Raw genomic sequence first — 22,904 nt, forward strand, 5'->3', positions numbered from 1 at the left:
GCCGACCGACCGGCCGCTCACCTAGACCGCTTTAGCGCGTGAAGTCCCCCTTCCCGCGGCTCAGCCGAGGGAAGGGGGCCTTCACGCGCGACAGAACTCAGCCGAAGCGGCCCGAGATGTAGTCCTCGGTCGCCTTCTCGTCCGGGTTCGAGAAGATCTTCTCGGTGTCGTTCAGCTCCACCAGGCGCCCCGGCTGGCCGACGCCGGCCAGGTTGAAGAACGCGGTCTGGTCCGAGACGCGCGCCGCCTGCTGCATGTTGTGGGTCACGATGACGATCGTGTACTCCTTCTTGAGCTCACCGATCAGGTCCTCGATGGCCAGCGTCGAGATCGGGTCGAGCGCGGAGCACGGCTCGTCCATCAGCAGCACGTCGGGCCGCACGGCGATCGCCCGCGCGATGCAGAGCCGCTGCTGCTGACCACCGGAGAGGCCGCCGCCCGGTTTGTTCAGCCGGTCCTTGACCTCGTTCCACAGGTTCGCGCCGCGCAGGGCACGCTCGGCGACGTCGTCGAGCTCCTTCTTGCCCTTGGTGCCGCCGAGCCGCAGGCCCGCCACGACGTTGTCGCGGATGGACATCGTCGGGAACGGGTTGGGGCGCTGGAACACCATGCCGATCGTGCGGCGGACCTGCACCGGGTCGATCCCGGCGCCGTAGATGTCCTCGCCGTCGAGCAGCACCTCACCCTCGACGCGGGCGCCGGGGATGACCTCGTGCATCCGGTTCAGCGTGCGCAGCACCGTCGACTTGCCGCAGCCCGACGGGCCGATGAACGCGGTGACGTTCCGCGGCGGCACCGAGAGGGTGACGCCGTCCACGGCGTGGAATTTGCCGTAGTAGATGTCCACGTCTTTGACGTCGATTCGTTTGGCCATCTCAAACAGCTCACTTCTTCTTCGGGGCGACAAGACGGGCAAAGAGCATGGCGAGGAGGTTCACGATCGCGATGATCAGTACCAGGGTGAGCGCCGCTCCCCAGATCCTGTCGAACGCGACGGTACCTTCGTCGAACGGGTTGCTGACCCGTTCGTTGTTCATCAGAAGCGGCAGTGCGGCCTGTTCGCCACCGAAGATGTCCCAGTTCACGTAGGCGGAGTACCCCACGAGGACCAGCAGCGGCGCGGTCTCGCCCATGACCCGGGCGAGCGCCATCATGATGCCGCCGATGATGCCGGACAGCGCGGTCGGCAGGACGATCTTCATGATCGTCTTCCACTTCGGCACGCCGAGCGCGTAGGAGGCCTCGCGCAGGTCGTCCGGGACGATCCGCAGCATCTCCTCCGAGGAGCGCACGACCACCGGGATCATCAGCAGCACCAGGGCCAGCGACACGGCGAAACCGCTGCGCGGCAGGCCGAACGTGGTGATCCACAGCGCGTAGATGAACAGCGCCGCGACGATCGAGGGGACACCGGAGAGGATGTCCACCATGAAGGTCGTGATCTTCGCGAGTTTGCCGCGGCCGTATTCGACCAGGTAGATCGCGACCAGCATGCCGATCGGGACCGCGATGATCGCGCAGACCAGGCCCTGCAGCACCGAACCGATGACCGCGTGCAGCACGCCGCCGCCGACCTCGTCCGACAGCACGGAGCCGAAGTCCTCGGTCCACCAGTTGCTGTAGGGGATCCGTTTGACACCGTTGATGACCACCGTGGCGAGCAGCCACACCAGCGGTACGACGGCGATCAGGAACGACAGCCAGATCAACGTCGTGGCGAAGCCGTTCTTGACCTTCCTGGCCAGGCTGACCTGCTGGAAGGCGGGGGTGGTGGCGGGGGTCTTCTCGAGCGTGGTGGACATGCTCAGTCCCCCTTCTTGGCGATGACGGATCGCGCGATGAAGTTGACGACGAGCGTCAGCAGGAACAGCACGAGACCCGCCGCGATGTACGCGCCCGCCGAGATCTCGTTGTTGAGTTCCGCGTAGTCCGCCGCGATCTTCGACGCGAACGTGGCGCCGCCGTCGAAGAGGCTCCAGGTGAACTCGCGGCCGACCGCGCCGGTCAGGATGATCGCGAGCGCGATCGTCTCGCCGAGCGCGCGCCCGAGGCCGAGCATCGAAGCGCCGATGTAACCCGCCTTGCCGAACGGGAGCACCGTGGTGCGGATGACCTCCCAGCGGGTGGCGCCCAGCGCCAGCGCGCCTTCGATATGCGGGGTCGGGGTCCGCTCGAACACCTCACGGGACAGCGAGGTGATGATCGGCAGGATCATCACGGCGAGCACGATGCCCGCGGTGAAGATGGTGCCCCGAAGATCCGGCGAGACGTTGCCGGCCGCGAAGAGCGGGATCCACGAGAAGGTGTCGTTGACCCACTGTGAGAAGGGCTCGATCGCCGGCGCGAAGACCATCAGGCCCCACAGGCCGTAGATGATCGAGGGAACCGCGGCGAGCAGGTCGATCACGTACGCGAAGGGCCGTGCCAGCCGCTTCGGCGCGTACTGCGTGAGGAAGAGGGCGATCCCGAGCGAGATCGGCATCGCGATGATCAGTGCCAGCAGGGACGAGTACACCGTGACCAGCAGCAGACCCATGATGCCGAAGCGCATGTCGTCCGGGGTGGTCTGCCACACCTGGCTGGTCAGGAAGTTCACGTTGTCGGCCTGGAGCGCCGGGATGGCCTGCACCAGCAGGAACAACCCGATCAGGCCGATCAGCGAGACGACGAAGACGCCGGCTCCGGTGGTCAGGATCTGGAAGATGCGGTCACCGGGTCGCACCGTCCTGGAATTGGGGCTCGCGAGGCGCACCGAGGACTGCTCGGGCGGTGACGCGGCAGATTGCTCCGAAATCGGGTCCTCCGTGAAGGTCTCGCGGACGCCAGAACGCCCACCGGGGTCGCCGGTGGGCGTTCTGGGCGAAGACGAATCGCTCATCGACTACTTCTGTCCAGCCTGTCTTTACCGATCAAACCGGAAGGGTCAGGCGATGGCCTTGACGGCGGTCAGGACCTTGTCCTGCAGGCTCTGCGGGATCGGCACGTAGCCCTTCTCCGACAGCGGCTTCTGACCGTCGGTGGCGGCGACGTTCAGGAACGCCTTGACGGCCTTGCCGACCTCGGCGTCCGCGTACTTGGAGCAGACGATCTCGTAGGTGGTGAGGATGACCGGGTAGGCGCCGGGCACGTTGCTGCCGTAGATCGCGTCCAGGTCGAGGGCCAGGTCGTTCGAGCCCTCCTTCTTGAACTTCGCCGCGTCGAGGGCCTTGGCGACGTTCGCCGCGCTGAGCTCGACACCGCCGGAGCCGCTGTCGATGAGGGCGGTGCTGATGCCGTCCTTCGCGAACGCGGACTCGACGTAGGTGATGGCACCGTCGGCCGACTTCACGGCGTTGGCGACACCGTTGGACTTCTCCGCGCCGTTGCCGACACCGCCGTTGAACTTCTTGCCGTCACCCTGGGTCCAGGCGCCCTTGGACGCGACCTTCAGGTACTTCTGGAAGTTGTCGGTGGTGCCCGACTCGTCGGTACGCGAGATGACCTGGATGGCCTTGTCCGGCAGGTTCAGGCTCTCGTTGCCCTTGACCGCCTTGATGGCCGGGTCGTTCCACTTGGTGATGCCACCGTTGAAGATCTTGGCGGTGACCTCGGGGGTCAGGGTCAGCTTGTCGACCCCGGAAAGCTTGTAGGCGACCGCGACCGGGCCGACGACGAGCGGGAGGTTCCACGCGTCGGAGGCGCACCGGGCCTTGGCCTTCTCGGCCTCTTCGTCCTTGAGCGGCGAGTCCGAACCGGCGAAGTCGACCTGGTTCGCGTTGAACTGCTTGATGCCGGCGCCCGAACCGCTGGGGTTGTAGTTCACCTTCTGGCCGGAGCACTTGGCGGCGTAAGCCTGCACGAAGATGTCGATCGCGTTCTTCTGCGCGGACGAGCCCTCGGCCGAAAGCGGGCTCTTGCCGCCGCATTCGACGTTGGCCGCACCACTCGGAGCGGCGGCGGCACCCGTGCTGCCGGGCTTGGTCGCCGCCGGGTCGGATCCACAGGCGCCGAGCACGAGGGCGGCGGTGGCCACGATGCCGATCGCGCCCGCGGGCCGCATGATCTTCACTGCATTTCCTCCACTGGGAGACTTTCGCCGGATCGGTGGAACGGGAGCGTTCCTTCCGGACCCGGACATTAAGCACCGACAGTGGACAGGCGGCCGTCTAAGGGTGAACGACAGGTGAACAAGGCGGCCGATGTGAGCAGCGCGACTACTCCGAAAGTGGCCCGTGTCCCAGCCGTGACCTGCGTGTCTGCTCTCCGTGACCGGTCAAGTGCCGCACGTGTGAATGCCGTTACCGAGCGTATTGGACGTCTACCTCGTATCGGGTGAAGCCGAGCTTCGAATACACGGCGAGTGCCGGCGCGTTGTCGCCTTCGACGTACAAGATCACTTGCCCCAGCCCGCGATCACGGAGATACCGCAGTCCGGCGAGCGTGAGGGCCTTTCCGAGGCCGCCGCCCTGCGCGTCCGGGTCGATGCCGACGACGTAGACCTCGCCGGCGGGTTCGCCGCCGAAGCGACCGGGGACCGCGTCGTGGACCTTCGTCCAGTGGAAGCCGATGACCTTCCCGTCCTCTTCCGCGAGGAAGAAGCCTTCGGGGTCGAACCAGGCGTCCTGCTCGGTCGCCCTGACCTCGTCGGCGGTCAGCGCGCCCTGCTCGGGGTGCCAGTCGAAGGCGCGGGCGTTGACCCGCACCATCGCCTCCTCGTCCTGGCCGGGGACGAACGTGCGCAGCGTGACACCTTCGCGCGTCACGGGTTCCGGCCAGTCGGCCGTCTCGACGTCCGCGTGGAGGATCAGGAGTTCACGAGCGCGCTCGAACCCTTCGGTCCCGGCGAGGTGGACGGCCGCGGGGTGGTCCCCGTGCGCCCAGACGCGCAGCGGCTTCCCGGCGGTCTCTTCGACGAGCGCCCTGGTGAGCGCCCTGCCGTGGCCGGAGCGGCGGTGCGCGGGATGGACGAACAGTTCGGCGACCTGGTTGCCGTGTGAGTCACCCGCGGTGTCCAGATGCGCGTACGCGACCAACGCGCCGTCGACACGGCCGAGGAGGTGCCTCCCGCCGTCGAACCCGGAGTCCTCCGGGCGGCCGTCGGCCTCGCGCACGGCGAGGAGGAAGTCGTGGATCTCTTCCGTTTCCGGTTCACCGGTCCACACCAGATCAAGCATGAAATCGACCCTACCCGGGAACCCGGGTCCCGCCTGGACGTCTTGTCAGACAGGAAAGGGGGACTCAGTGCGAAGAAAGCTCGCTCGGCTCGTAGACGCTCGCGTCCGGGGCGACGGCCTGCTTCTGCGTCCCCTTCGAGGGCCGCTCGAACTTGTAACCGACGTTGCGCACGGTGCCGATCATCTGCTCGTGCTCCGGCCCCAGCTTCGCGCGCAGGCGCCGGACGTGGACGTCGACCGTGCGCGTACCGCCGAAGAAGTCGTAGCCCCAGACCTCCTGCAGCAGCTGGGCACGGGTGAACACCCGGCCGGCGTGCTGCGCGAGGTACTTGAGGAGTTCGAACTCCTTGTACGTGAGTTCGAGAGTGCGCTTGCGCAGCTTCGCGGTGTACGTCGCTTCGTCGATGACGAGGTCCCCGACGCGGAGTTCGGCGTCCACCTGGGAGGCGCTGCCGTCGCGAGTGGTGACCAGCCGCAGCCGGGCGTCGACCTCGGCGGGACCGGCCGTCGGAAGGAGGATGTCGTCGGTGCGCCATTCCGCGCTGACCGCGACCAGCCCGCCTTCGCCGACGACGGCGATGACCGGCGTGGAGGTCTCGTCCTCACCGGCGCCCTTGAGCAGGCGGCAGAGGCTCTTCGCGGAGGCGAGATCGGTGCGGGCGTCGAGGACGATGACGTCGCGGTGGCCGGCGTCGAGCAGCGCGGTCACTTCCGGAGCACGGACGCGTACGGTGTGGGGCAGCAGATCCAGGGCGGGCAACACCGTGGTGGCATCTGCTTCCGCGGTCAGTACCAGAAGGTCCAGGCTCATCGCCGCACCGCCTTCAGATCGTGGTCGCCTCGAACGTGGCGACCGCCGGTGCTTAGTGAGAATAGCGGGTGAACAGCCGAGGACCTACCCCGTGCTGGATCGATCACACCTGGCCAAAGAGGTTGACGAAGGAGATTCGACGTAATGGTGAGCAGGCCCGTGGCGCAGGACGACCGACCCTCTCCCGGGCGGTCCGCCAAGCGAGGAAAGCGCCGCGGCCGGGGCTGGCTCATCGCCCTCGCGGTACTGGTGGTGCTGCTGGTCGGAGCCGATTTCGGCGCGGCGGCGTTCGCGGAGCACACCATCTCCCAGAAGGCCCGCGAACAGCTGAATCTCGCCAACGATCCGGCGGTCACGGTGCACGGTTTCCCGTTCCTGACCCAAGCCCTTTCCGGTGACTACAGTCACATCACCATCAACGCGCAGGGCGTCGCCGTTCCGCCGAAGCTGCGTGACGTGGACTTCAACGCGGACATGAGCGACGTCACGGCGCCGCTCTCGGACCTGACGTCCGGCAACACGAAGTCGATCGTCATCGGCACGCTCAAGGGCGAGGTGACGATCAAGGCCGCGGACATCGCGCGGCAGGCGCCGCTGGACAAGATCGAGAACCTCAGGATCGAGCCGGTCACCGAGGACTACGTCCGCAACGGCGACAGCGGCCAGGGCGAGACGAAGCCGACGGCGACCAACGAGAACGGCGAGCCGGTGGACACCGCCAGCGCCGGGATCCGGGTTTCGGGCAACGTCCAGATCGCCGGGCAGAAGGTGGAGATCTTCTGCTTCGCGATGATCGAACTGGACGGGCAGAAGATCCGCCTCGAGCCGAAGCGGCTGCAGTTCGGGAATGACAAGGAGACCACCGTCGTTCCCCAGGCAGTGCAGGACGCGCTGCTGCCGAACTTCAACGCGACCATCGACACCGGCGCGATGCCGTTCTCGGTGACCCCGACGTCGGTACGCGTGAACAGCGGCTCGGTGACCATCAAGGGTGAAGGCAAGAACGTCGCCTTCAGCGGAGCGAAGCCTCAGGGGTGACTTGCGGATGACCGGAGTGTGGGTGCTGCTGGGCGTCTTGGTGCTCGGCGGGGCGGCGGGCGCGCTTTTGCAAGCGCGCAACGGTCGCATCCGCGCGGCCAAGTCGACCAAGCCCGGCGCGCCCACACTGCCCGGCCGTGTCTCGGCCGCCCTCGCGCCCGAAGGCGTCACCCTGATCCAGATCTCCACGACATTCTGCGCGCCGTGCCGCCACACCCGCGCGATCCTCTCGGCGCTCGCCGACAAGACCGACGGCCTCACGCACGTCGATCTGGACGTCACCGAAACCCCCGAAGTCGCACAGGCACTTTCGATATTGCGGACTCCGACGACGCTGGCCTTGACGCCGGACGGCCGGGAGGTTTTCCGGGTCGGCGGCGTTCCCCGAGGTCAGGAGCTTCTCGAAGCCCTGAAGCCCCATCTGGCGAACGCCTGATCCCGAATTTTGGGAAGCGTCCCAAGGTGTGAACACGGTTCCCAACCTGAGGGAGCTCTGCGTACCCTCGTGCCCGTGAACAGGCTGCCCCGAACCTTGCTGACCCAGCGCCGCGCAGTGGATCTGTGCCGCGTTCGCAGCAGCCTGTGTCCGGCTCGCTGAACGCGCCCTGAAGCCTGCGCGTGCCCGTCCGGCACGCACCTTTCCCTCTCGTTCGCAGGAGGAACCATGTCCGCAGGACCGGCCGTCGACCCCCGTGGTCCGCGTTTCGCCGCCATCCTGACGACGATCGTGCTCGCGGTCGTGCTCATCACCCAGTGGTGGCCACTGCTCGCGGCGCAGGCGGTGGTGTTCGCGATCGGTGCCTTCATCGGACTGAAGCCGGCGCCGTACTCCCTGATCTATCGCTACCTCGTCGCGCCGCGGCTCGGCCCGACGACCGAACGCGAGGACGCCGCCCCGCTGCGGTTCGCGCAGGCCGTCGGGTTCGTGTTCGCCGTGGCGGGCACCGTCGGTTTCGCCGCCGGCCTGACCGCGCTCGGTTTCGTCGCCACGGCGTTCGCGCTGTTCGCGGCCTTCCTCAACGCGGCGTTCAACTTCTGTCTCGGTTGCGAGATGTACCTGCTCATCAAGCGTTTCAGCCCCAGCCCTCGCGCGTCCTAACCCAGAAAGAGAGTCAGCTCCATGAGCCGTGAAGACGTCCTGGTCACCACCCAGTGGGCCGAGGAGAACCTGGACACCCCGGGTGTCGTGTTCATCGAGGTCGACGAGGACACGACCGCGTACGACAACGGACACATCCGCGGGGCGGTGAAGTTCGACTGGCGCAAGGACCTGCAGGACGGGGTCCGCCGCGACTTCGTCAACAAGGAGGGCTTCGAGAAGCTCCTGTCCGAGAAGGGCATCTCGAACGACGACCGCGTGATCCTCTACGGCGGCAACAACAACTGGTTCGCCGCGTACGCGTACTGGTACTTCAAGCTCTACGGCCACGAGAAGGTGCAGCTGCTCGACGGCGGCCGCAAGAAGTGGGAGCTCGACGGCCGCGAGCTGAACGCGGACGAGGTCAAACGCGAGGCCACCACGTACCAGGCCAAGGAGCAGGACCTCTCGATCCGCGCGTTCCGCGACGAGGTCGTCGCCGAGATCGGCAAGAGCAACTACGTCGACGTGCGCTCGCCCGACGAGTTCTCCGGCAAGCTGCTCGCCCCGGCGCACCTGCCGCAGGAGCAGTCTCAGGTCCCGGGCCACATCCCCGGCGCGCTGAACGTCCCGTGGGCGAAGGTCGCCAACGAAGACGGCACCTTCAAGACCGAGGAAGAGATCAAGGAGCTGTACTCCGACGAGGGCCTCGACGAGTCGAAGGCCACGATCGCGTACTGCCGGATCGGTGAGCGTTCGTCCATCGCGTGGTTCGCGCTGCACGAGCTCCTCGGCTACGACCAGGTGAAGAACTACGACGGTTCATGGACGGAATACGGCTCGCTCGTCGGCGTGCCGGTCGAGTTGGGAGCTAAGTGATGGCAAGCAACGACACTGACAGCTGCGGCGCGCCGGTCCAGGAGGCCACGCCCGCCGATTACGACACCCGCGGCCAGGTCGTCCTGGCAGGCAAGGTGACCGGCTCGGAGGGCCCCGTCGGCGGCGCCTTCGTGCGGTTGCTGGACGGTGGCGGTGACTTCACCGGCGAGGTGGTCTCGTCGGCCGACGGCGACTTCCGCTTCTACGCGGCCCCCGGTGACTGGACGGTGCGCGCGCTGCACCGCTCCGGCAACGGCGAGGCCTCCGTCACCGCGCAGGGACCCGGCGTGCACCAGCTCGCCATCTCGGTCGCCTAAGACGTTCGCGCGTGAAGGCCCCCTTCCCTCGGCTCAGCCGAGGGAAGGGGGCCTTCACGTACTTGTGGGCACTGCCACGCGACCTCGGCAGGCCTGTCGGGGCAGGTAGCGACTAAGGTGCGTGTCGTGGAGATCCTGTTTACGACCCTGCTGGTGCTCGCCGGCGTCGCGATCACCTGGTTCGCCGTGTACGTCGTCTACCGGCTTTACGCGGACCAGCGCTGACCCATGACGGCTAGTGGCGACGAGGCCATCCAGGCCGCGGAAAAGCGCGCGGAAACCACGCGCGACCGGAACCTTCCGCAGTTCGACGACATGCCCATCCCGGGCGACACGGCGAACCTGCGCGAGGGCCCGAACCTCAACGACGCCTGCCTGGCGCTGCTGCCGCTCGTCGGCGTGTGGCGCGGCGAGGGCGAGGTCGATTACCCGACCATCGAGGGCCCGTACCGGTTCGGCATGCAGCTGACCATCGCGCACGACGGCCGCCCGTTCCTCACGCACGAGGCACGTGCCTGGCTGCTCGACGAGGACGGCAAGGTCATCCGTCCCGCCGCGCGGGAATCCGGGTTCTGGCGTCCGCAGGCCGACGACACGATCGAGCTGCTGCTGACCCACAACACCGGCATCGTGGAGCTCTTCTACGGCAAGCCGCGCGGCAAGGCCTCGGTCCCGGCCTGGGAGCTGGGCACCGACGCCGTCGTCCGCACGTCGACGGCCAAGGACGTCACGGCCTCGCAGCGGCTCTACGGCATCGTCAACGGCGAACTCGGCTACGTCGAGGAGCGCGCCATGATGGGCCAGGAACTGCAGCCGCACACGTCGGCGCTGCTGCGTCGCGTGGTGGGCTGACCGCTTTCCCATGCGGTGGCGTGCCTACGGCGAGCACGCCGCCCTGCTCGACTGCGCTTCCCTCACCGAAACGATCGCGGCGCACGCGACGGTTTCGGCCGCGCGCCCGGACGGCATCACCGAACTCGTTCCCGGCGCCCGCAGCCTGCTCGTGGTGGAAACCCCCGGCTCCGGCGCGCTCGCGGCCGTCCGTGAGCTGCTGGCGGACGCCGACCTCGAACATCCGCCGGAAGGCGAATCCCGCGAGATCACCCTCGACGTGACCTACGACGGCGAGGATCTCGACCTCGTCGCACGCGACGCCGGAGTGTCCACAGAGGACGTCGTCCGGCTGCACACCGGCGCCGTCTACACCGTGGCCTTCACCGGGTTCGCGCCCGGATTCGGTTACCTGACCGGACTTCCCGAGCCGTTGCGGCAGCCGAGGCTGCCCGCCCCGCGCACTCGCGTGCCACCGGGTTCGGTCGGTATCGCGGGCGAGTTCACCGGCGTGTACCCGCGCGTCTCACCCGGCGGGTGGCGGCTGATCGGCCGCACCCGGACCGTTCTGTTCGACCCGCGCGCCGACCCGCCCGCGCTGCTGTCGCCCGGCGACCGCGTGCGGTTCCGGAGCGCCGGATGAGGACTCTCGAAGTGATCGAGGCCGGCCCGCTCGCGCTGATCCAGGATCTCGGCAGGCCCGGCTACGCACATCTCGGCGTTCCGCCTTCGGGCGCGCTGGACGTCCCGGCGCTGAAACTGGCCAACCGCCTCGTCGGCAATGACGAAGCCGCCGCGGGGGTCGAGAGCCTGTTCGGCGGGTTACGGCTGCGCGCCACGACGTCCTGCACCATCGCGGTGACCGGTCCAGCCGTCGCCGTCGAGGCCGACGGGCGTCCCGTCGGCTCGCACTCGCCGGTGTGGCTGGCGGCGGGGCAGGTCTTGGCGATCGGTGCTCCCGCCACCGGATTGCGGTGCTATCTGGCGGTTTCCGGCGGGATCACGGTCGAGGAGGAACTCGGCAGCCGGTCGCGGGACGTCCTCGCGGAAATCGGGCCGGCGCCGCTGAAAGCCGGCGACATCCTCCCGCTCGGCACGCCGTCCGTCTCCGGCGGCGCCGACGTCGTGCTGCCGACGGTGGCCCCGGCGGAACTGGTCGTACAGGTGGATCCGGGCCCGCGGGCGCACTGGTTCGAGGACCTGGCGTCCGGGCTCGCGAAGACCTGGACGGTGACGGCGGAATCCAACCGCGTCGGGCTCCGGCTCGACGGACCCGCGTTGACTCGCGGGCACGAATACGCGGAGCGGGAACTGCCGAGCGAGGGCCTGCTGACCGGCGCCGTCCAGGTGCCTCCGAACGGGTTGCCGGTGGTGTTCTTGGCGGATCATCCAACTACCGGTGGTTATCCGGTGGCGGCCGTGGTGAGACAGGCGTCACTCCCGGCGCTCGCGCAGGCCAGACCCGGAACCCTTCTCCGCTTTCACTCGTCCACGAGGGTGTGGAACAGGTAAAGGTCGACGGTGGCACGGGTGTCATCGACACGAATTCGGTACCAACCCAACCGGAACTGCCGCAGTCGCTGCGGATCGCGCTGGCCACCGGCCAGATGCGGCGTCCGCTCGGCGACACGCTCCGCCCGCTTCTCGACCTCTTCGCCGACGGCGAGTACCAGGTCACCGGGCCCGAGCGGCTGGCCGAAGACCGCTACCTGACCCCGAGCGCCGACTGGCCGCCCGCCGACGTGTCCCGGGTCGGCTACTACCGGACGGCGATCAGGAGCGGGCACCGGCCGGTCGCGGTCGTGCTGGAGACCGCCGACGCGGCCGTGATCCTCGACGGGCACCACAAGATCGCGGCCTACCGCGAGGAAGAGATCCTGCCGCATCTGCTGATCATCAGCCCGCTCAACTGATGGACGCCCCGCGGTTCCGCGATCCCCAGGATCGGATCGAGAACCTCACGGACGAGCCGATCCTCGTCGTCTGCCCACGCTGCTCGGGCCGCGCCTCGGTCACCCGCGAACGGCTGACCTGCGCCGGCTGCGCCCTGGTCCGCGTTCCTCCGGAACCCGACTACCGCGCGTGGAACCGGCCGGTCGACCCGTTCTTCCGCGAACCGCTGTGGCTGCGCGCCGACTGCTGCGGCGGGCACACCCTCTGGGCATTCCACGAACGTCACCTCGACCTGATCGAAGGTTTCGTCGCGGCGAAACTGCGGGAACGCGGGCTCGGGAATCGGCCCGGCCTGTCCTTGGTCGCGCGGCTGCCCGCCTGGATGACGGCGGCGAAGCACCGGGACGAGGTCCTTCGCACCATCGCCAAGCTGCGCGCGACGCTCAGCTGATCGCGTACTCGCTCTCGTACGCCGCGGCCAGCTCGGCGTGGATCGCGCTGGAGTCGGTGAGCGCGACGCCGTCGAGCGTATGCACCCTGGTCAGCTTGCGGACCGACGACGCGAGGAACAGCCCATCGCCCTCGGTGAGGTCCGAGACCTTGAGCGGCTCGACCTTGACCGACCAGCCCGCGCGCTCGGCGCCGCGGAACAGCGCCGCCTGCGTCGTCCCCGGCAGGATCCCGATGGTCGCCGGCGGCGTGTAGAGCGTCTTGTCCTTCGCGAGGACGACCGTCGAAGTCGGCCCTTCGAACACCGTGCCGTCGGCGGCGGTGAAAATCACATCGCTCGCGCCACGGCGGCCCGCCTCGCGCAACGCGGCCATGTTGACGCCGTACGAAATCGACTTCGCGCCCAGCAGCAGCCACGGCGCGCGCTCGGCGAGGTCGGGCTCGATACCGCGTTCGAGGGTGATCGCCGCGACGCCTTCGATGCGGGCCCGCTGGACCTTCTCGTCGATCTCCACGCCGAGCGCGAACCCGAACGGCTTCGCCTCCGGATCGCCGTCGATTCCCCTGGTGTACACCAGTTTCAGCGCGATCTCGGCCGGGCCGGACCAGTTGTCGATGACCACCTGCGCGGCGCGCTCCCATGCGGCGAGGTCCGGCTCCGGCAGGTCGAGCATGGCCGCGGAACGGGCCAGCCGCTCGAGGTGCGGGCGGAGCTCGCGGGGCCGTCCGTCGACGACGAGGATCGTCTCGAACACGCCGTCTCCGCGAAGCAGTCCGAGATCGTCCACCCGCAGGTGAGCGGCTTCGGGGTCGGCCAGGGTCCCGTCGAGGAAGGCAAGCACGCGCATGGGGACACGGTACTCACTAGCATGGGTTTCATGCCCTACCGCTCCCCCCTGCTCGACCTTCCCGGACCGATCGCGGCACCCGACGGGCATCCTGAAGAGGGTGTCCCGTGGCATTGGGGTGACCCCTTCGCCGAGCAGCGGACGGCCGCGCGCGGCGCCGTCGTGATCGACCGTTCGCATCGCGAAATCCTGGCCGTGACCGGGGAAGAGCGGTTGTCCTGGCTGCATTTGGTGATCTCGCAGCACGTCACCGGGCTCGCCGAGGGCACCGGCACCGAGGCGCTCGTGCTCGACAGCCAAGGCCGCGTCGACACGCATATGGTCCTCGCGCACGCGGACGGCACGGTGTGGCTGGACAGCGACCGGGGCGCGGTGGCCACCAGCGCGCTGCCGACCGGTGGCAAGCAGACCTTGCGCGAGTACCTCGAAGCGATGAAGTTCTGGTCCAAAGTGGACATCCGCGATGTCTCGGACGAGCTGGCGCTGCTGACCGTCCTCGGTCCCGACGCGGACCGTGTGCTGTCCGCCGTGGATGTCTCCCTCGGCGCGGAGCCGTACTCGGTCGTGGCGATCCCCGGCGGTTTCGCGCGGCGGATGCCGTGGCCGGGACGGCACAGCGTCGACCTCGCCGTCCCCCGCGTCGACCTCGCCGCCTGGTGGCGGCGCCTGACCGACGCGGGCGCGCGACCGGCGGGCAGCTGGACGTTCGACGCGCTGCGGGTCGAGTCGCTGCGGCCGCGGCTGGGCCTCGACACCGACGACCGCACGATCCCGCACGAAGTGAACTGGGTCGACTCCGCCGCGCACGTGGCGAAGGGCTGCTACCGCGGACAGGAGACCGTCGCGAAGGTCCACAACGTGGGGCGGCCGCCGCGGTACATGGCGCTGCTGCACCTGGACGGTTCGCCGGAGATCACGCCGGAGACCGGCGATCCGGTGGTGCTTGGCGAGCGGACGGTGGGGCGCGTCGGCAGCGTGGTGCAGCACCACGAACTGGGCCCGATCGCGCTGGCGCTGGTGAAACGCTCGACGCAGCCCGGCGCGGAACTGCTGGTCGGCGCCGAGGACCGCGTCGTGCAGGCGACCATCGACCCGGACTCGGTTCCGGGGGAGGCTCCGGCCCCCGGGCGGGAAGCGGCTCAACGGCTGCGGGGCTGAGCGAGCCCCTTTCTCCCCTACCTTCGGGGTCCGTGAAGGACTCCTTGAGGGACTCTGGGTCCCTCAAGGAGTCCTTCACTACCTGCCGGTGAGTCACTTTCGCCTCAGGCTGCGCGTGAAGGCCCCCTTCCCTCGGCTGAGCGCTGAAAACTCGCCCTTCGCTCACAGCCCAAGTACATGAAGGCCCCCTTCATCGCGCCTATCGCAAGGAAGGGACCTTCAGGTACTCGCACCCCTTCGCCCACCCAGCCATCCACAAGTTGTCCACAACTCCGCCCACCTGTGGACAACTCCGCCGACCAGCGCTTTTCCGGCCCCAGACCCGGTAGACTGGACCAGGGGCCGCCCCCGGGACGGGTGGGGGGCGGGCTCTGGAAGGAACCGAAAGAGCAGCCGCCCGGCGGAGGGTGTCGCGAGGGGCGGAGATCCTTGTGCGGAACATTTCCGCTGGAGCGCGATAAGCTACGCGCGTGATCGAAGTCCGGCCCGGTGGTCGCCGTCGTATCGACCGCGTGCTCGGCCCTGGGTATCTCAGCGACCTCGGCGAGCTGACCCTTTCCGTGCTGCGCGAGCGCCGTGACGAGGCCGCGCAGGAGGAGACCGACCTGTCGTACCTGCGGCGCCTGCTCCACGCGCGCATCGACATCGTGCGGGCCGAGCAGGAGCGCCGGAGTTCCGGCGGTGAGAGCAGCGTCGTCGAACGGCTGGCCGCGATCCTGGCGGACAACGCCATCGGCCCGGCCACGGGGTCGGGCAGGCATCAGCGGCTGGAGCCGTCTCGCGCGGGCGAGCACCGGCGGTTCGCCGAGGCCCTCATCGGCGACACGGACCTTTCCGACGTCAGCAAGCTCTCGGACGAGAAGCTGGTCAACGCGCTCAACCGGTACGCCGACGAGGAGGTCTCCGTCTCTTCGTATCGCCGCGAGGTGCAGAGCGTCATGGACACCATCAACGCCGAGATCGCGACCCGCTATCGCAAGGGCACGGCGTCGGTCGACGACCTCCTCGACACCGAACGCGGCGGATCCGAGTGACGAATCCGGTCCTGGTCGAGGTCGTCCGATCCGGTTTCGTGGAGAGCGTGCACCGAGGCGCGCTCGTGATCACCGCCCCGGACGGCTCGGTGCGCTTCTCCGCGGGCGACGTCGAACGGCCGGTCTACCCGCGCTCGTCCAACAAACCCCTGCAGGCCGTCGGGATGCTCCGCGCCGGTCTCACGATCGGCGACGAGGAACTCGCGCTGGGCTGCGGCTCGCACAACGGCGAACCCGGCCACGTCGAGGGCACCCTGGCGATGCTTTCCCGCGCGGGGCTCACCGAGGACGCGCTGGTCTGCCCGCCCGCGTTCCCGCTGCACGAGCCGAGCATGCTGGCCGTGGCGCCGTCGGGGAAACGCCGGGCCGCGATGAACTGCTCCGGCAAACACGCCGCGATGCTCACGACCTGCGCCCAACTCGGCTGGCCGACCAGCGACTACACGGCCGAGATCCACCCGCTGCAGAAGGTCATCCAAGCCGCCGTCGCCGACCTCACCAGCGAGACGATCGAGACGGTCGGCGTCGACGGCTGCGGCGCCCCGCTGTTCGCGTTCTCCCTCACCGGCCTCGCCCGCTCCTTCGGCAGGCTGGTCACCGCCATCGGCGGGCCGGAACGCCGGGTCGCGGACGCCGTCCGCGCGCATCCGTGGCAGGTCGCGGGCACCGGCCGCGAAGACACCGTGCTGATGCGGACCGTCGACGGCCTGCTCTCGAAGGGCGGCGCCGAGGGAGTGCACGCGTTCGCCCTCCCGGACGGCACGGCGCTGGCACTGAAGATCGACGACGGCGCGGCCCGTGCCCGGCTCCCGCTACTGCTCGCCACCCTGCGTCACCTCGGCATCGAACCGGGCGACGAAGCCGTCGACCTCGCGCGCGACGCGGTCCTCGGCGGCGGGAAACCGGTCGGCGAGCTGAAGGTCACCGCCGGCCTCTTCGGTTAGTTCGCGCGTTCCCGCGCGGCCAGGTCGCCCCAGAAGTCCCGCAGGTCGGCGAACAGTTCCGCCAGCTCGTCGACATTGCCGGTGCGAAGCGCGTCGAGGATGTCGTGCACCTCTTCGGCGGTCGTGTCGGCCTGCAGGATCGAGTCGGCGAAGAGCTGCACCAGACCGCCGTAGTCGAGTTCGACCGCGGAGCCGGGGTGGAAGCTGTCGAGCCAGCGTCGCGTCTCGAGCAGCACCCGGCCGGGCCCTGAGTCACCGAAGGTCGCTTCGAGCAGGTCCCCGACCTCGCGGGCGCGATACCGCGCGTCGGCGATGGAGACCCGCCACGACACCTCGCGCTCCGGGTCGTCGCGTCCCTTGCCGAGTTTGACCCGGCGCATCCCGGGGTCGAACAGGACGAACCAGGGGAGCGGAACGGTCCAGGTCGTCGAGAGCGTGTGCGAGGCCGAGGCGGACAGGTCGCCGATCGCGGACTTCGCCCGCGAACGGATCGTGTCCAGTGAGGCGCCGCCCGCGTCGAGCACCGCGTTCTTCAGCGCGGGATGCGCGTCGCCGAGGAAGGTCACCAACGCCGCCGCCGAGCGCGCGCGGATCTCCATCGGGCAGATCAGCGGGCCCGGGCCGGCGTCGCCGTGCTCACCCTCCGGCACGTCTTCGGGGTCCAGGACGAGAACGTCGGTGACGAGACTGGGGGCGGCCCGGCCGTCCGCGAGTTCGGCGGGCAGCAACCGCCCGACATGCTGTGACTTGAGCCACAATGCCTGCTCGCGCTCGCCCGCGGCCGAACGATCGAGCCGGGCCGCTTCGACGGCCTCGAGCAGGCGTTCGTCCGGTGGATCCCCCAGCGCCGGCAGGGGCTCATAGACGCGGAGATAAGCCGCGAACGGACGGGGCACACGAGCATCGTGGCACGCCGACCTGCGACTATCGCCACCGACCGGCCGGTAACCGGCGTTCGGAGAACACTGTCACCACCGGCACACCGTGCCACGTCGCATCCAACCCCCCGGACACGGTACGGTGTCAGCAGGAAAGAATTGTCGAGACGATGCGGGGCCGCCGATTCCCCCGGCCGCCCCGCCCCTGTGCGAGGGGGTCGAGCCATGGGGCGCGGCCGGGCTAAGGCCAAGCAGACGAAGGTGGCGCGCGAGCTCAAGTACAGCTCGCACGAAACCGACTTCGATGCTTTGCAGCGCGAGCTGTCCAGTAGTTCCTCGGAAGACAGGCACGAGGACGACAAGCGGTACGACGAAGACCCGTACGACGGGTACGACGAATACCGCCGCTGAGCAACGCGTGACACGCGAGGGTGGATCCGGGCTTGTCCCGGTGACCACCCTCGCGTGTCGCGTGCTGCCCAAAATATGAGGAGGTGCCATGTCTGACGTAGCGCGAGTAGGTGTCGTCGGGGCCGGGCTCATGGGCTCGGGCATCGCCGAGGTGCACGCACGGGCCGGGCTGGACGTGATCGTCACCGAGGTGAACCAGCCGGCGCTGGACGCCGGGCGGGCGCGGATCGAGAAGTCGCTGCAACGCGGCGTCAAGAACGGGAAGCTCTCGCAGGAAGACGCCGACGCAGCGCTCGGACGGCTCCGCTTCACCACCGAGATCGGCGAGTTCGCCGACCGCGACCTCGTCATCGAGGCCATCCTGGAACAGGAGCAGGCCAAGGTCGAGGTGTTCCGGTCGCTGGACAAGATCGTCGAGCGTGAGGACGCCGTGTTCGCGTCCAACACCTCGTCGATCCCGATCATGAAGCTCGGGATGGCCACCGGCCGCCCGCAGCAGGTGGTCGGCATCCACTTCTTCAACCCGGTCCCGGTGCTGCCGCTCGTCGAGCTGGTGCCCTCGCTGCTGACCAGCGACGACACCGCCCGCCGTGCCGAGGAGCACGCGACGACGGCGTTGAGCAAGACGGTGATCCGGTCGCAGGACCGCGCCGGGTTCATCGTGAACTCGCTGCTCGTGCCGTACCTGCTTTCCGCGATCCGGATGATCGAGTCGGGCTTCGCGTCCGCGGAGGACATCGACCGCGGCATGGAGCTGGGCACCGCGCACCCGATGGGCCCGCTGCGGCTGTCGGACCTGATCGGCCTGGACACCATCAAGGCGATCGCGGATTCGATGTACGCCGAGTTCAAGGAGCCGCTGTACTCGTCGCCGCCGCTGCTGCTGCGCATGGTCGACGCCGGCCTGCTCGGCAAGAAGACGGGCCGCGGCTTCTACAGCTACTCCTGACCGGCCTCTTGCCGACGGAGCGCCGCGACCGATTTGCGAAGGCCGCAGCGCTCCAAAGCGTCGAGAACTTCGGAGACACTGGTAGGCGCGGTACGGCGTGATTCCACGATCCGCCGTACCGCTTCCACGACCACTCGCTCACCGAGCTCGATCCGATCGAGGACGAAGTCGTCTGAGCTCCGCGCCTCGACGTTCCAGGGGCGGAGGGCCTGCCGCGAGTACATGGCGATCGTCCCGGTCGGGCAGGTCGAGCGTGGCGACGAGCGGTTCGTAGCCGGTGACGAGGCAATCCCGGACCGAGGCGTTCATCAGGTGCCGCGTCCTGTCCAGCTTGCGGGGGTCGAGATCGGGCCGGTTCCTCCGGAGGTTGCGGAAGACCTCGTCGAGAATCTCGTCCGTCCACTTGGCCTGGACGAAGCCGCTCTGCGCGATCCGGAGCAGGAGATCACGCAGAACGTTGGGGTACAGCACGTCGGCGTCGAACAAGACCACGAAGGCCACTTGCTAGGTCAGCCCATCTCCTGATTCAGGGCGGAAAGCTCGTCGGCGGCCGCGCGGCGCCGGTGGTCGTCTTCACGCAAGTAGTCGTGGAGAGAACCGGCTTTCACCCGCCGGTGCTTACCGACCGTGCGGTACTCGATCCGCCCTGCTTCGAGCAGCCCGATGAGGAACGGCCGGGAGACGTTGAGCAGGTCAGCCGCCTGTTGGGTGGTCAGCTCGGCATGTGACGGGACGATGGCCACGCTCTCACCCGCCGCCACCAAGGCCAGCACGCGAGCCATCAGGTCGACGACCCCGCGAGGGACGACCACGGATTCCTCATGCTCGTCGACGACGACGCGCACTGTGTCCCCTTCATGCCGCCGGGCCAGGTAAGCCTCGACGTGTGGGAGTGCCTCGAGCGCCACGTCGATGTCGTGGCGCCCCGGGACGATCTGGTCAATGGTCAGCGCAGTCATCACTGCTCCCGTGTTCAACGTGGTCCCAGTATCGGCTCTTGAACGAATTGTTCGCAATAAACGCAATAAACGCAACTCGATGGTGCGTTCAGCTTGCGTGAGGGCACACCTAGACTCGGGGGCGTGGGACAGGGACAGCTGCGTGCGGGTCTGGTCGGTGCCGGTCCGTGGGCGAAGACGGTGCACGCGCCAGGTCTCGCCGATCACCCCGGCATGACGTTGCGCGCGGTCTGGGCCAGGCGTCCCGAGGCCGCCAAGGAACTGGCCGAGACGCACGGCGCCCAAGCCGTCGACAGCTTCGACGAGCTGCTCGACCAGGTGGACGCGGTCGCGTTCGCCGTGCCGCCCGCCGTTCAGGCGGAGCTGGCGGTCCGCGCGGCCGAAGCGGGCAAGCATCTGATCCTGGAGAAGCCGATCGCCGCGGATCTCGACGGCGCGCGGAGGCTCGCGGACGCGGTGGAGGCCGCCGGCGTTGCCGCCCTCGTGGTCCTGATCCTGCGGTTTTCGCCGATGACCCGCGAGTGGCTCGACGGCATCAAGGAAGCAGGCGGCTGGCGCGGCGGCGGGGCGAGGTGGCTTTCGGGCGCGCTGCTCGGCGGTCAGTACCAGTCCTCGGCGTGGCGGCACGACTCCGGCGCGCTCGTCGACATCGGCCCGCACGCCCTCGATCTGCTGGACGCGGCGCTCGGCGAGATCACCGACGTGCTCGCGGCGAACCGGACCGATGACGATCTGTGGCAACTGCTGTTAGCCCACGAGGGTGGCGCGACCAGTACGGCGACCCTGTCGCTGCGGCTGCCGATCCAGCCGACGGTGGTCGAGGTCGCCGTCTACGGCGAGCACGGCTACCGCACCCTCGGTCGGAAGCCGGGCTCGGCGGGCGAGTCCTACACCGCGCTCCTGGACGATTTCGCCGCGATGGCCGCGAGCGGGACGACCTCGCACCCATGTGACGTACGTCGCGGTCTGCACCTCCAAAAGCTGCTCGAACACGCGCGGGAACTCGCCGGACACGGCAAGTAGTACACAGGTCACCCACAAGGCTTTTCCTTGCGGGATAACACCTTCTTCCGGTTACTTCGCGGCCGTCCACAGGTTTGTCCACAGGTTCCTTTGTGGACGGTCACGAGCATGGGAAAACCTTTTCCGCCACCGGAAAAGATCACCTCTTAGTGCGGCCACTCCGTCATGCCGAGTCGATCTTGTGATGCGAAGGTGATCTTGGGCGCTCCGGAAAGGAAGGCCATGGGTGAGCTGCTCCGCGCTTTCGGTGTGATGATCCCGTTGACGATCACCGCGGTTCCGTACGCACTGCTCGGGTGGCCGCTGCTCGCGGCGCATCGACGGCGGCGAAGACAAGCCGACCTCTTCTCCGCGTCGGCGACGGCGGCCGTCGACATGACGCTCCTGCTGGCCTGTTTCCTGGTGTTGTGCCTGGTCACGATGCCGGTGGCCGGTGTGCAGGGCAGCAGGCTGAACCTCGAACCCGGCACCGACCTGCGCCTCGCCCTCGACGACAGCGCCAATCTGTGGCAGGCGCTGGGCAACGTCCTCATGCTGAGCCCGCTCGGCGCCCTGCTCCCGATGCGGTTCCCCCGCCTGCGGTCACTGGGCCGCATCGCGCTCGGCGCGCTGGCCGTCTCCGTGCTGGTGGAGGGTACGCAATATCTGATCCAGGCGGGCCGGGTGACCTCGGCGGACGACATCCTGCTGAACACCCTTGGCGCCGTCGCGGGCGCCGCGGTGAGCAAACGGCTCTGGCACCGCCTGGACGTCCGGCCGTCGGTGGCGATCCCGGCGCAGGTCCGGCGGGTGTGCGAGGCCCCGGTCCGGCTCCGGGTCCCGAGGTCCGTGTGGGACGAGAGGTATTCGGGCATCGCGCATCCGCAGCGGAGGTAAATCGGTTGACCGTCGTGCGAAAGTGATCGCGAAAGCCCTACGTAGCGAGAAAGAGGGATGCCTCATGCCTGACGCCTTCGGTGGCGTCGGCACGAGCTAGCCGGCGCACACGCCAGCTCAACCACGCACGCGGATCCTCCCGTGCGTCTCTTTCTTCTGCCCGAAAGGCTTTCCACCAGTGCTTTCCGAGACCATTCGTGCTCTGCAGTCCTACATCCGGCTCACCGCGGCGAAGTTCCGCGAAACCGAGCGGATCGGGCCGTTCCTGGCCACGTACTACCTCGAATCCAGCAGCCCTTTCCTCAACTACGCGATCCCCGACGACGGCGCCGTCCCCACCGAGGACGCCGTCGCCGCGCTCACCGAGGCGTTCCGCAAGCGCGGGCTCACGCCGCGCCTGGAGTTCCTCACCGAGGCCGTTCCGGCCGCCGAAGCCGTGCTCGTCCGGTGCGGTTACACGCTGGAGCGACGGGTTCCGCTGATGATCTGCACGCCGGGGCAGGTCGTCGAACAGCCGAAACCGGCCGGGATCAGCCTGGTCACCCCGAAAACCGAGGGCGAACTCCGGCAGATGATCCGGGCGCAGAACCTGGCGTTCGGGGAGCTCGATCCCGACGAGCACCTCGACCCGTCGCCGGATCAGCTGAGCGGCGAGACCATGTCGGTGATGGCGGTCGACGAGAACGGCGAGGTCGTCGGCGGCGGGGTCGCGACCGCGATCCTCGACGGCGCGACGGAGATCGCCGGCATCGGGGTGCTCGACGAGTACCGGAGCCGCGGGATCGCCGCGGCGATGACGGAATACCTGACGCGTGAGGCACACGCGCGCGGTGGCCGGTCGGTGTTCCTGACGCCGGGCGCCGGGCAGGCGGAACGCGTCTACGGCCGGGTCGGATTCAAGACCGCGGCCGAGTGTGTGCACCTGTCAGTCGTCTGAGTAGCCGCCGCGGCGTGACTTCTTGACCTCGCCGCGGCGTTTCTTCGACGCCAGGCGGCGTTCCTTCGAACCTCGTGAGGGTTTGGTGGGACGCCGCTTGGCGGCCGGGGGCGCCGACGCGTCGGTCAGGAGCATCACCAGCCGAGCCCGCGCGGCTTCCCGGTTCATCAGCTGGGAGCGGTGTTCGGACGCGGCGATCGTGACCACCCCGTCGACCAGACGCGACGAAAGCCGGTCCAGCATCCGGGCCCGGAGATGCTCCGGGACGGACGCCGAACCGGCCACGTCGAAGGACAGTTCGACCCGCGAGTCCGTGGTGTTCACGCCCTGCCCACCCGGCCCCGAGGACCGGGAGAACCGTTCGCTCAATTCGGCGCCCGGGATCACGAACCGGGTGCCGATCACCACGTCGTCAGCCACGGACCCAGTGTGTCACC

At 68.6% G+C, this 22,904-nt stretch carries 29 protein-coding genes; 18 read left to right on the forward strand and 11 right to left on the reverse strand.

Going from position 1 to position 22,904, the window contains the following annotated elements; genetic code table 11:
• Nucleotides 1-97: 97 nt before the first annotated feature.
• The 6 genes from pstB to ACFWIW_RS34445 form a co-directional block, all read right to left on the reverse strand.
• Nucleotides 98-874, reverse strand: a complete 777-nt coding sequence (gene pstB / locus ACFWIW_RS34420; protein WP_378372296.1) for a phosphate ABC transporter ATP-binding protein PstB — start codon at nucleotides 872-874, stop codon at nucleotides 98-100.
• A 10-nt stretch (nucleotides 875-884) separates the two neighbouring features.
• Nucleotides 885-1,802, reverse strand: coding sequence for a phosphate ABC transporter permease PstA (pstA, locus tag ACFWIW_RS34425; protein ID WP_125679660.1), 918 nt, complete (start codon nucleotides 1,800-1,802; stop codon nucleotides 885-887).
• 2 nt (nucleotides 1,803-1,804) lie between these two features.
• Nucleotides 1,805-2,722 (reverse strand): phosphate ABC transporter permease subunit PstC, encoded by a 918-nt coding sequence (pstC, locus tag ACFWIW_RS34430; protein WP_016338002.1) that lies wholly within the window; start codon nucleotides 2,720-2,722, stop codon nucleotides 1,805-1,807.
• Between the two features lie 201 nt (nucleotides 2,723-2,923).
• Nucleotides 2,924-4,048, reverse strand: a complete 1,125-nt coding sequence (pstS, locus tag ACFWIW_RS34435; protein WP_378372297.1) for a phosphate ABC transporter substrate-binding protein PstS — start codon at nucleotides 4,046-4,048, stop codon at nucleotides 2,924-2,926.
• Between the two features lie 229 nt (nucleotides 4,049-4,277).
• Nucleotides 4,278-5,153 carry a mycothiol synthase gene (gene mshD, locus ACFWIW_RS34440; protein WP_378372298.1) on the reverse strand — a complete coding sequence of 292 codons (876 nt, stop codon included), beginning with the start codon at nucleotides 5,151-5,153 and terminating at the stop codon, nucleotides 4,278-4,280.
• 64 nt (nucleotides 5,154-5,217) lie between these two features.
• Nucleotides 5,218-5,964 carry a DNA-binding response regulator gene (locus ACFWIW_RS34445; RefSeq protein WP_378372299.1) on the reverse strand — a complete coding sequence of 249 codons (747 nt, stop codon included), beginning with the start codon at nucleotides 5,962-5,964 and terminating at the stop codon, nucleotides 5,218-5,220.
• 144 nt (nucleotides 5,965-6,108) lie between these two features.
• Here ACFWIW_RS34445 and ACFWIW_RS34450 point away from each other — a divergent pair, with 144 nt between their 5' ends.
• The 10 genes from ACFWIW_RS34450 to ACFWIW_RS34495 all read left to right on the forward strand — a co-directional run bounded on the left by ACFWIW_RS34450 (nucleotide 6,109) and on the right by ACFWIW_RS34495 (nucleotide 12,451).
• Entirely contained in the window at nucleotides 6,109-7,002 is an 894-nt protein-coding gene (locus tag ACFWIW_RS34450) for a DUF2993 domain-containing protein (protein ID WP_378372300.1), read from the forward strand.
• A 7-nt stretch (nucleotides 7,003-7,009) separates the two neighbouring features.
• Nucleotides 7,010-7,438: a TlpA family protein disulfide reductase gene (locus ACFWIW_RS34455; RefSeq protein WP_378372301.1), complete on the forward strand. Its 429-nt coding sequence runs from the start codon at nucleotides 7,010-7,012 to the stop codon at nucleotides 7,436-7,438.
• 228 nt (nucleotides 7,439-7,666) lie between these two features.
• On the forward strand, nucleotides 7,667-8,101 hold the full coding sequence (locus tag ACFWIW_RS34460; protein WP_240596755.1) for a DUF4395 domain-containing protein: 435 nt from the start codon (nucleotides 7,667-7,669) through the stop codon (nucleotides 8,099-8,101).
• 21 nt (nucleotides 8,102-8,122) lie between these two features.
• Entirely contained in the window at nucleotides 8,123-8,959 is an 837-nt protein-coding gene (locus ACFWIW_RS34465; RefSeq protein WP_016338009.1) for a sulfurtransferase, read from the forward strand.
• Nucleotides 8,959-9,276 (forward strand): DUF1416 domain-containing protein, encoded by a 318-nt coding sequence (locus ACFWIW_RS34470; RefSeq protein WP_378372302.1) that lies wholly within the window; start codon nucleotides 8,959-8,961, stop codon nucleotides 9,274-9,276. The genes ACFWIW_RS34465 and ACFWIW_RS34470 overlap by 1 nt, the downstream gene beginning before the upstream one ends.
• 228 nt (nucleotides 9,277-9,504) lie before the next feature.
• Complete coding sequence (locus ACFWIW_RS34475) at nucleotides 9,505-10,128, forward strand: FABP family protein (RefSeq protein ID WP_240596749.1); 624 nt, start codon at nucleotides 9,505-9,507, stop codon at nucleotides 10,126-10,128.
• A 10-nt stretch (nucleotides 10,129-10,138) separates the two neighbouring features.
• Nucleotides 10,139-10,750 carry a 5-oxoprolinase subunit PxpB gene (gene pxpB, locus ACFWIW_RS34480; RefSeq protein WP_378372303.1) on the forward strand — a complete coding sequence of 204 codons (612 nt, stop codon included), beginning with the start codon at nucleotides 10,139-10,141 and terminating at the stop codon, nucleotides 10,748-10,750.
• On the forward strand, nucleotides 10,747-11,619 hold the full coding sequence (locus ACFWIW_RS34485; protein WP_378372304.1) for a biotin-dependent carboxyltransferase family protein: 873 nt from the start codon (nucleotides 10,747-10,749) through the stop codon (nucleotides 11,617-11,619). The genes pxpB and ACFWIW_RS34485 overlap by 4 nt, the downstream gene beginning before the upstream one ends.
• Nucleotides 11,607-12,020, forward strand: a complete 414-nt coding sequence (locus ACFWIW_RS34490) for a hypothetical protein (RefSeq protein ID WP_378372305.1) — start codon at nucleotides 11,607-11,609, stop codon at nucleotides 12,018-12,020. Before ACFWIW_RS34485 ends, ACFWIW_RS34490 begins: the two co-directional genes overlap by 13 nt.
• Nucleotides 12,020-12,451, forward strand: coding sequence for a TFIIB-type zinc ribbon-containing protein (locus ACFWIW_RS34495; protein ID WP_378372306.1), 432 nt, complete (start codon nucleotides 12,020-12,022; stop codon nucleotides 12,449-12,451). Before ACFWIW_RS34490 ends, ACFWIW_RS34495 begins: the two co-directional genes overlap by 1 nt.
• Here the strand turns inward: ACFWIW_RS34495 and ACFWIW_RS34500 are convergent.
• Nucleotides 12,444-13,298, reverse strand: coding sequence for an aminodeoxychorismate lyase (locus ACFWIW_RS34500; RefSeq protein WP_378372307.1), 855 nt, complete (start codon nucleotides 13,296-13,298; stop codon nucleotides 12,444-12,446). The two genes, ACFWIW_RS34495 and ACFWIW_RS34500, sit on opposite strands and share 8 nt — an antisense overlap.
• 30 nt (nucleotides 13,299-13,328) lie before the next feature.
• Here ACFWIW_RS34500 and ACFWIW_RS34505 point away from each other — a divergent pair, with 30 nt between their 5' ends.
• From ACFWIW_RS34505 to ACFWIW_RS34515, 3 genes are all read left to right on the forward strand, one after another.
• Nucleotides 13,329-14,456 (forward strand): YgfZ/GcvT domain-containing protein, encoded by a 1,128-nt coding sequence (locus ACFWIW_RS34505; protein ID WP_378372308.1) that lies wholly within the window; start codon nucleotides 13,329-13,331, stop codon nucleotides 14,454-14,456.
• 470 nt (nucleotides 14,457-14,926) lie between these two features.
• Nucleotides 14,927-15,490, forward strand: coding sequence for an aerial mycelium formation protein (locus tag ACFWIW_RS34510; protein ID WP_378372309.1), 564 nt, complete (start codon nucleotides 14,927-14,929; stop codon nucleotides 15,488-15,490).
• Nucleotides 15,487-16,434 (forward strand): asparaginase, encoded by a 948-nt coding sequence (locus ACFWIW_RS34515; RefSeq protein WP_378372310.1) that lies wholly within the window; start codon nucleotides 15,487-15,489, stop codon nucleotides 16,432-16,434. Before ACFWIW_RS34510 ends, ACFWIW_RS34515 begins: the two co-directional genes overlap by 4 nt.
• On the opposite strand, the gene ACFWIW_RS34520 is transcribed toward ACFWIW_RS34515, so the two are convergent.
• Nucleotides 16,431-17,330, reverse strand: a complete 900-nt coding sequence (locus ACFWIW_RS34520; protein WP_378372311.1) for a hypothetical protein — start codon at nucleotides 17,328-17,330, stop codon at nucleotides 16,431-16,433. The genes ACFWIW_RS34515 and ACFWIW_RS34520 overlap by 4 nt on opposite strands.
• 207 nt (nucleotides 17,331-17,537) lie before the next feature.
• Between ACFWIW_RS34520 and ACFWIW_RS34525 the strand changes: the two genes are divergently transcribed.
• On the forward strand, nucleotides 17,538-17,723 hold the full coding sequence (locus ACFWIW_RS34525; protein ID WP_016338022.1) for a DUF3073 domain-containing protein: 186 nt from the start codon (nucleotides 17,538-17,540) through the stop codon (nucleotides 17,721-17,723).
• An 88-nt stretch (nucleotides 17,724-17,811) separates the two neighbouring features.
• Nucleotides 17,812-18,672, forward strand: a complete 861-nt coding sequence (locus tag ACFWIW_RS34530; protein ID WP_378372312.1) for a 3-hydroxybutyryl-CoA dehydrogenase — start codon at nucleotides 17,812-17,814, stop codon at nucleotides 18,670-18,672.
• A 138-nt stretch (nucleotides 18,673-18,810) separates the two neighbouring features.
• Here the strand turns inward: ACFWIW_RS34530 and ACFWIW_RS34535 are convergent, their stop codons facing one another.
• Nucleotides 18,811-19,164, reverse strand: a complete 354-nt coding sequence (locus tag ACFWIW_RS34535; RefSeq protein WP_378372313.1) for a PIN domain-containing protein — start codon at nucleotides 19,162-19,164, stop codon at nucleotides 18,811-18,813.
• A gap of 17 nt (nucleotides 19,165-19,181) precedes the next feature.
• Nucleotides 19,182-19,631 carry a helix-turn-helix domain-containing protein gene (locus ACFWIW_RS34540; protein WP_378372314.1) on the reverse strand — a complete coding sequence of 150 codons (450 nt, stop codon included), beginning with the start codon at nucleotides 19,629-19,631 and terminating at the stop codon, nucleotides 19,182-19,184.
• Nucleotides 19,632-19,754: 123 nt separating this feature from the next.
• Here ACFWIW_RS34540 and ACFWIW_RS34545 point away from each other — a divergent pair, with 123 nt between their 5' ends.
• The 3 genes from ACFWIW_RS34545 (at nucleotide 19,755) to ACFWIW_RS34555 (ending at nucleotide 22,467) form a co-directional block, all read left to right on the forward strand.
• Nucleotides 19,755-20,654: a Gfo/Idh/MocA family protein gene (locus ACFWIW_RS34545; RefSeq protein WP_378372315.1), complete on the forward strand. Its 900-nt coding sequence runs from the start codon at nucleotides 19,755-19,757 to the stop codon at nucleotides 20,652-20,654.
• A gap of 222 nt (nucleotides 20,655-20,876) precedes the next feature.
• On the forward strand, nucleotides 20,877-21,530 hold the full coding sequence (locus ACFWIW_RS34550; RefSeq protein WP_378372316.1) for a VanZ family protein: 654 nt from the start codon (nucleotides 20,877-20,879) through the stop codon (nucleotides 21,528-21,530).
• Between the two features lie 178 nt (nucleotides 21,531-21,708).
• The gene (locus ACFWIW_RS34555; RefSeq protein WP_378372317.1) at nucleotides 21,709-22,467 is read left to right on the forward strand and encodes a GNAT family N-acetyltransferase; all 759 of its coding nucleotides are present in this window, start codon (nucleotides 21,709-21,711) and stop codon (nucleotides 22,465-22,467) included.
• On the opposite strand, the gene arfB is transcribed toward ACFWIW_RS34555, so the two are convergent.
• A complete protein-coding gene (gene arfB, locus ACFWIW_RS34560) occupies nucleotides 22,456-22,887 on the reverse strand; it encodes an alternative ribosome rescue aminoacyl-tRNA hydrolase ArfB (protein ID WP_016338029.1) in 432 nt (143 codons plus the stop codon). The genes ACFWIW_RS34555 and arfB overlap by 12 nt on opposite strands.
• Nucleotides 22,888-22,904: the final 17 nt, after the last annotated feature.

This window comes from Amycolatopsis sp. NPDC058340, from assembly GCF_042723975.1.
Classification (GTDB): Bacteria; Actinomycetota; Actinomycetes; order Mycobacteriales; family Pseudonocardiaceae; genus Amycolatopsis.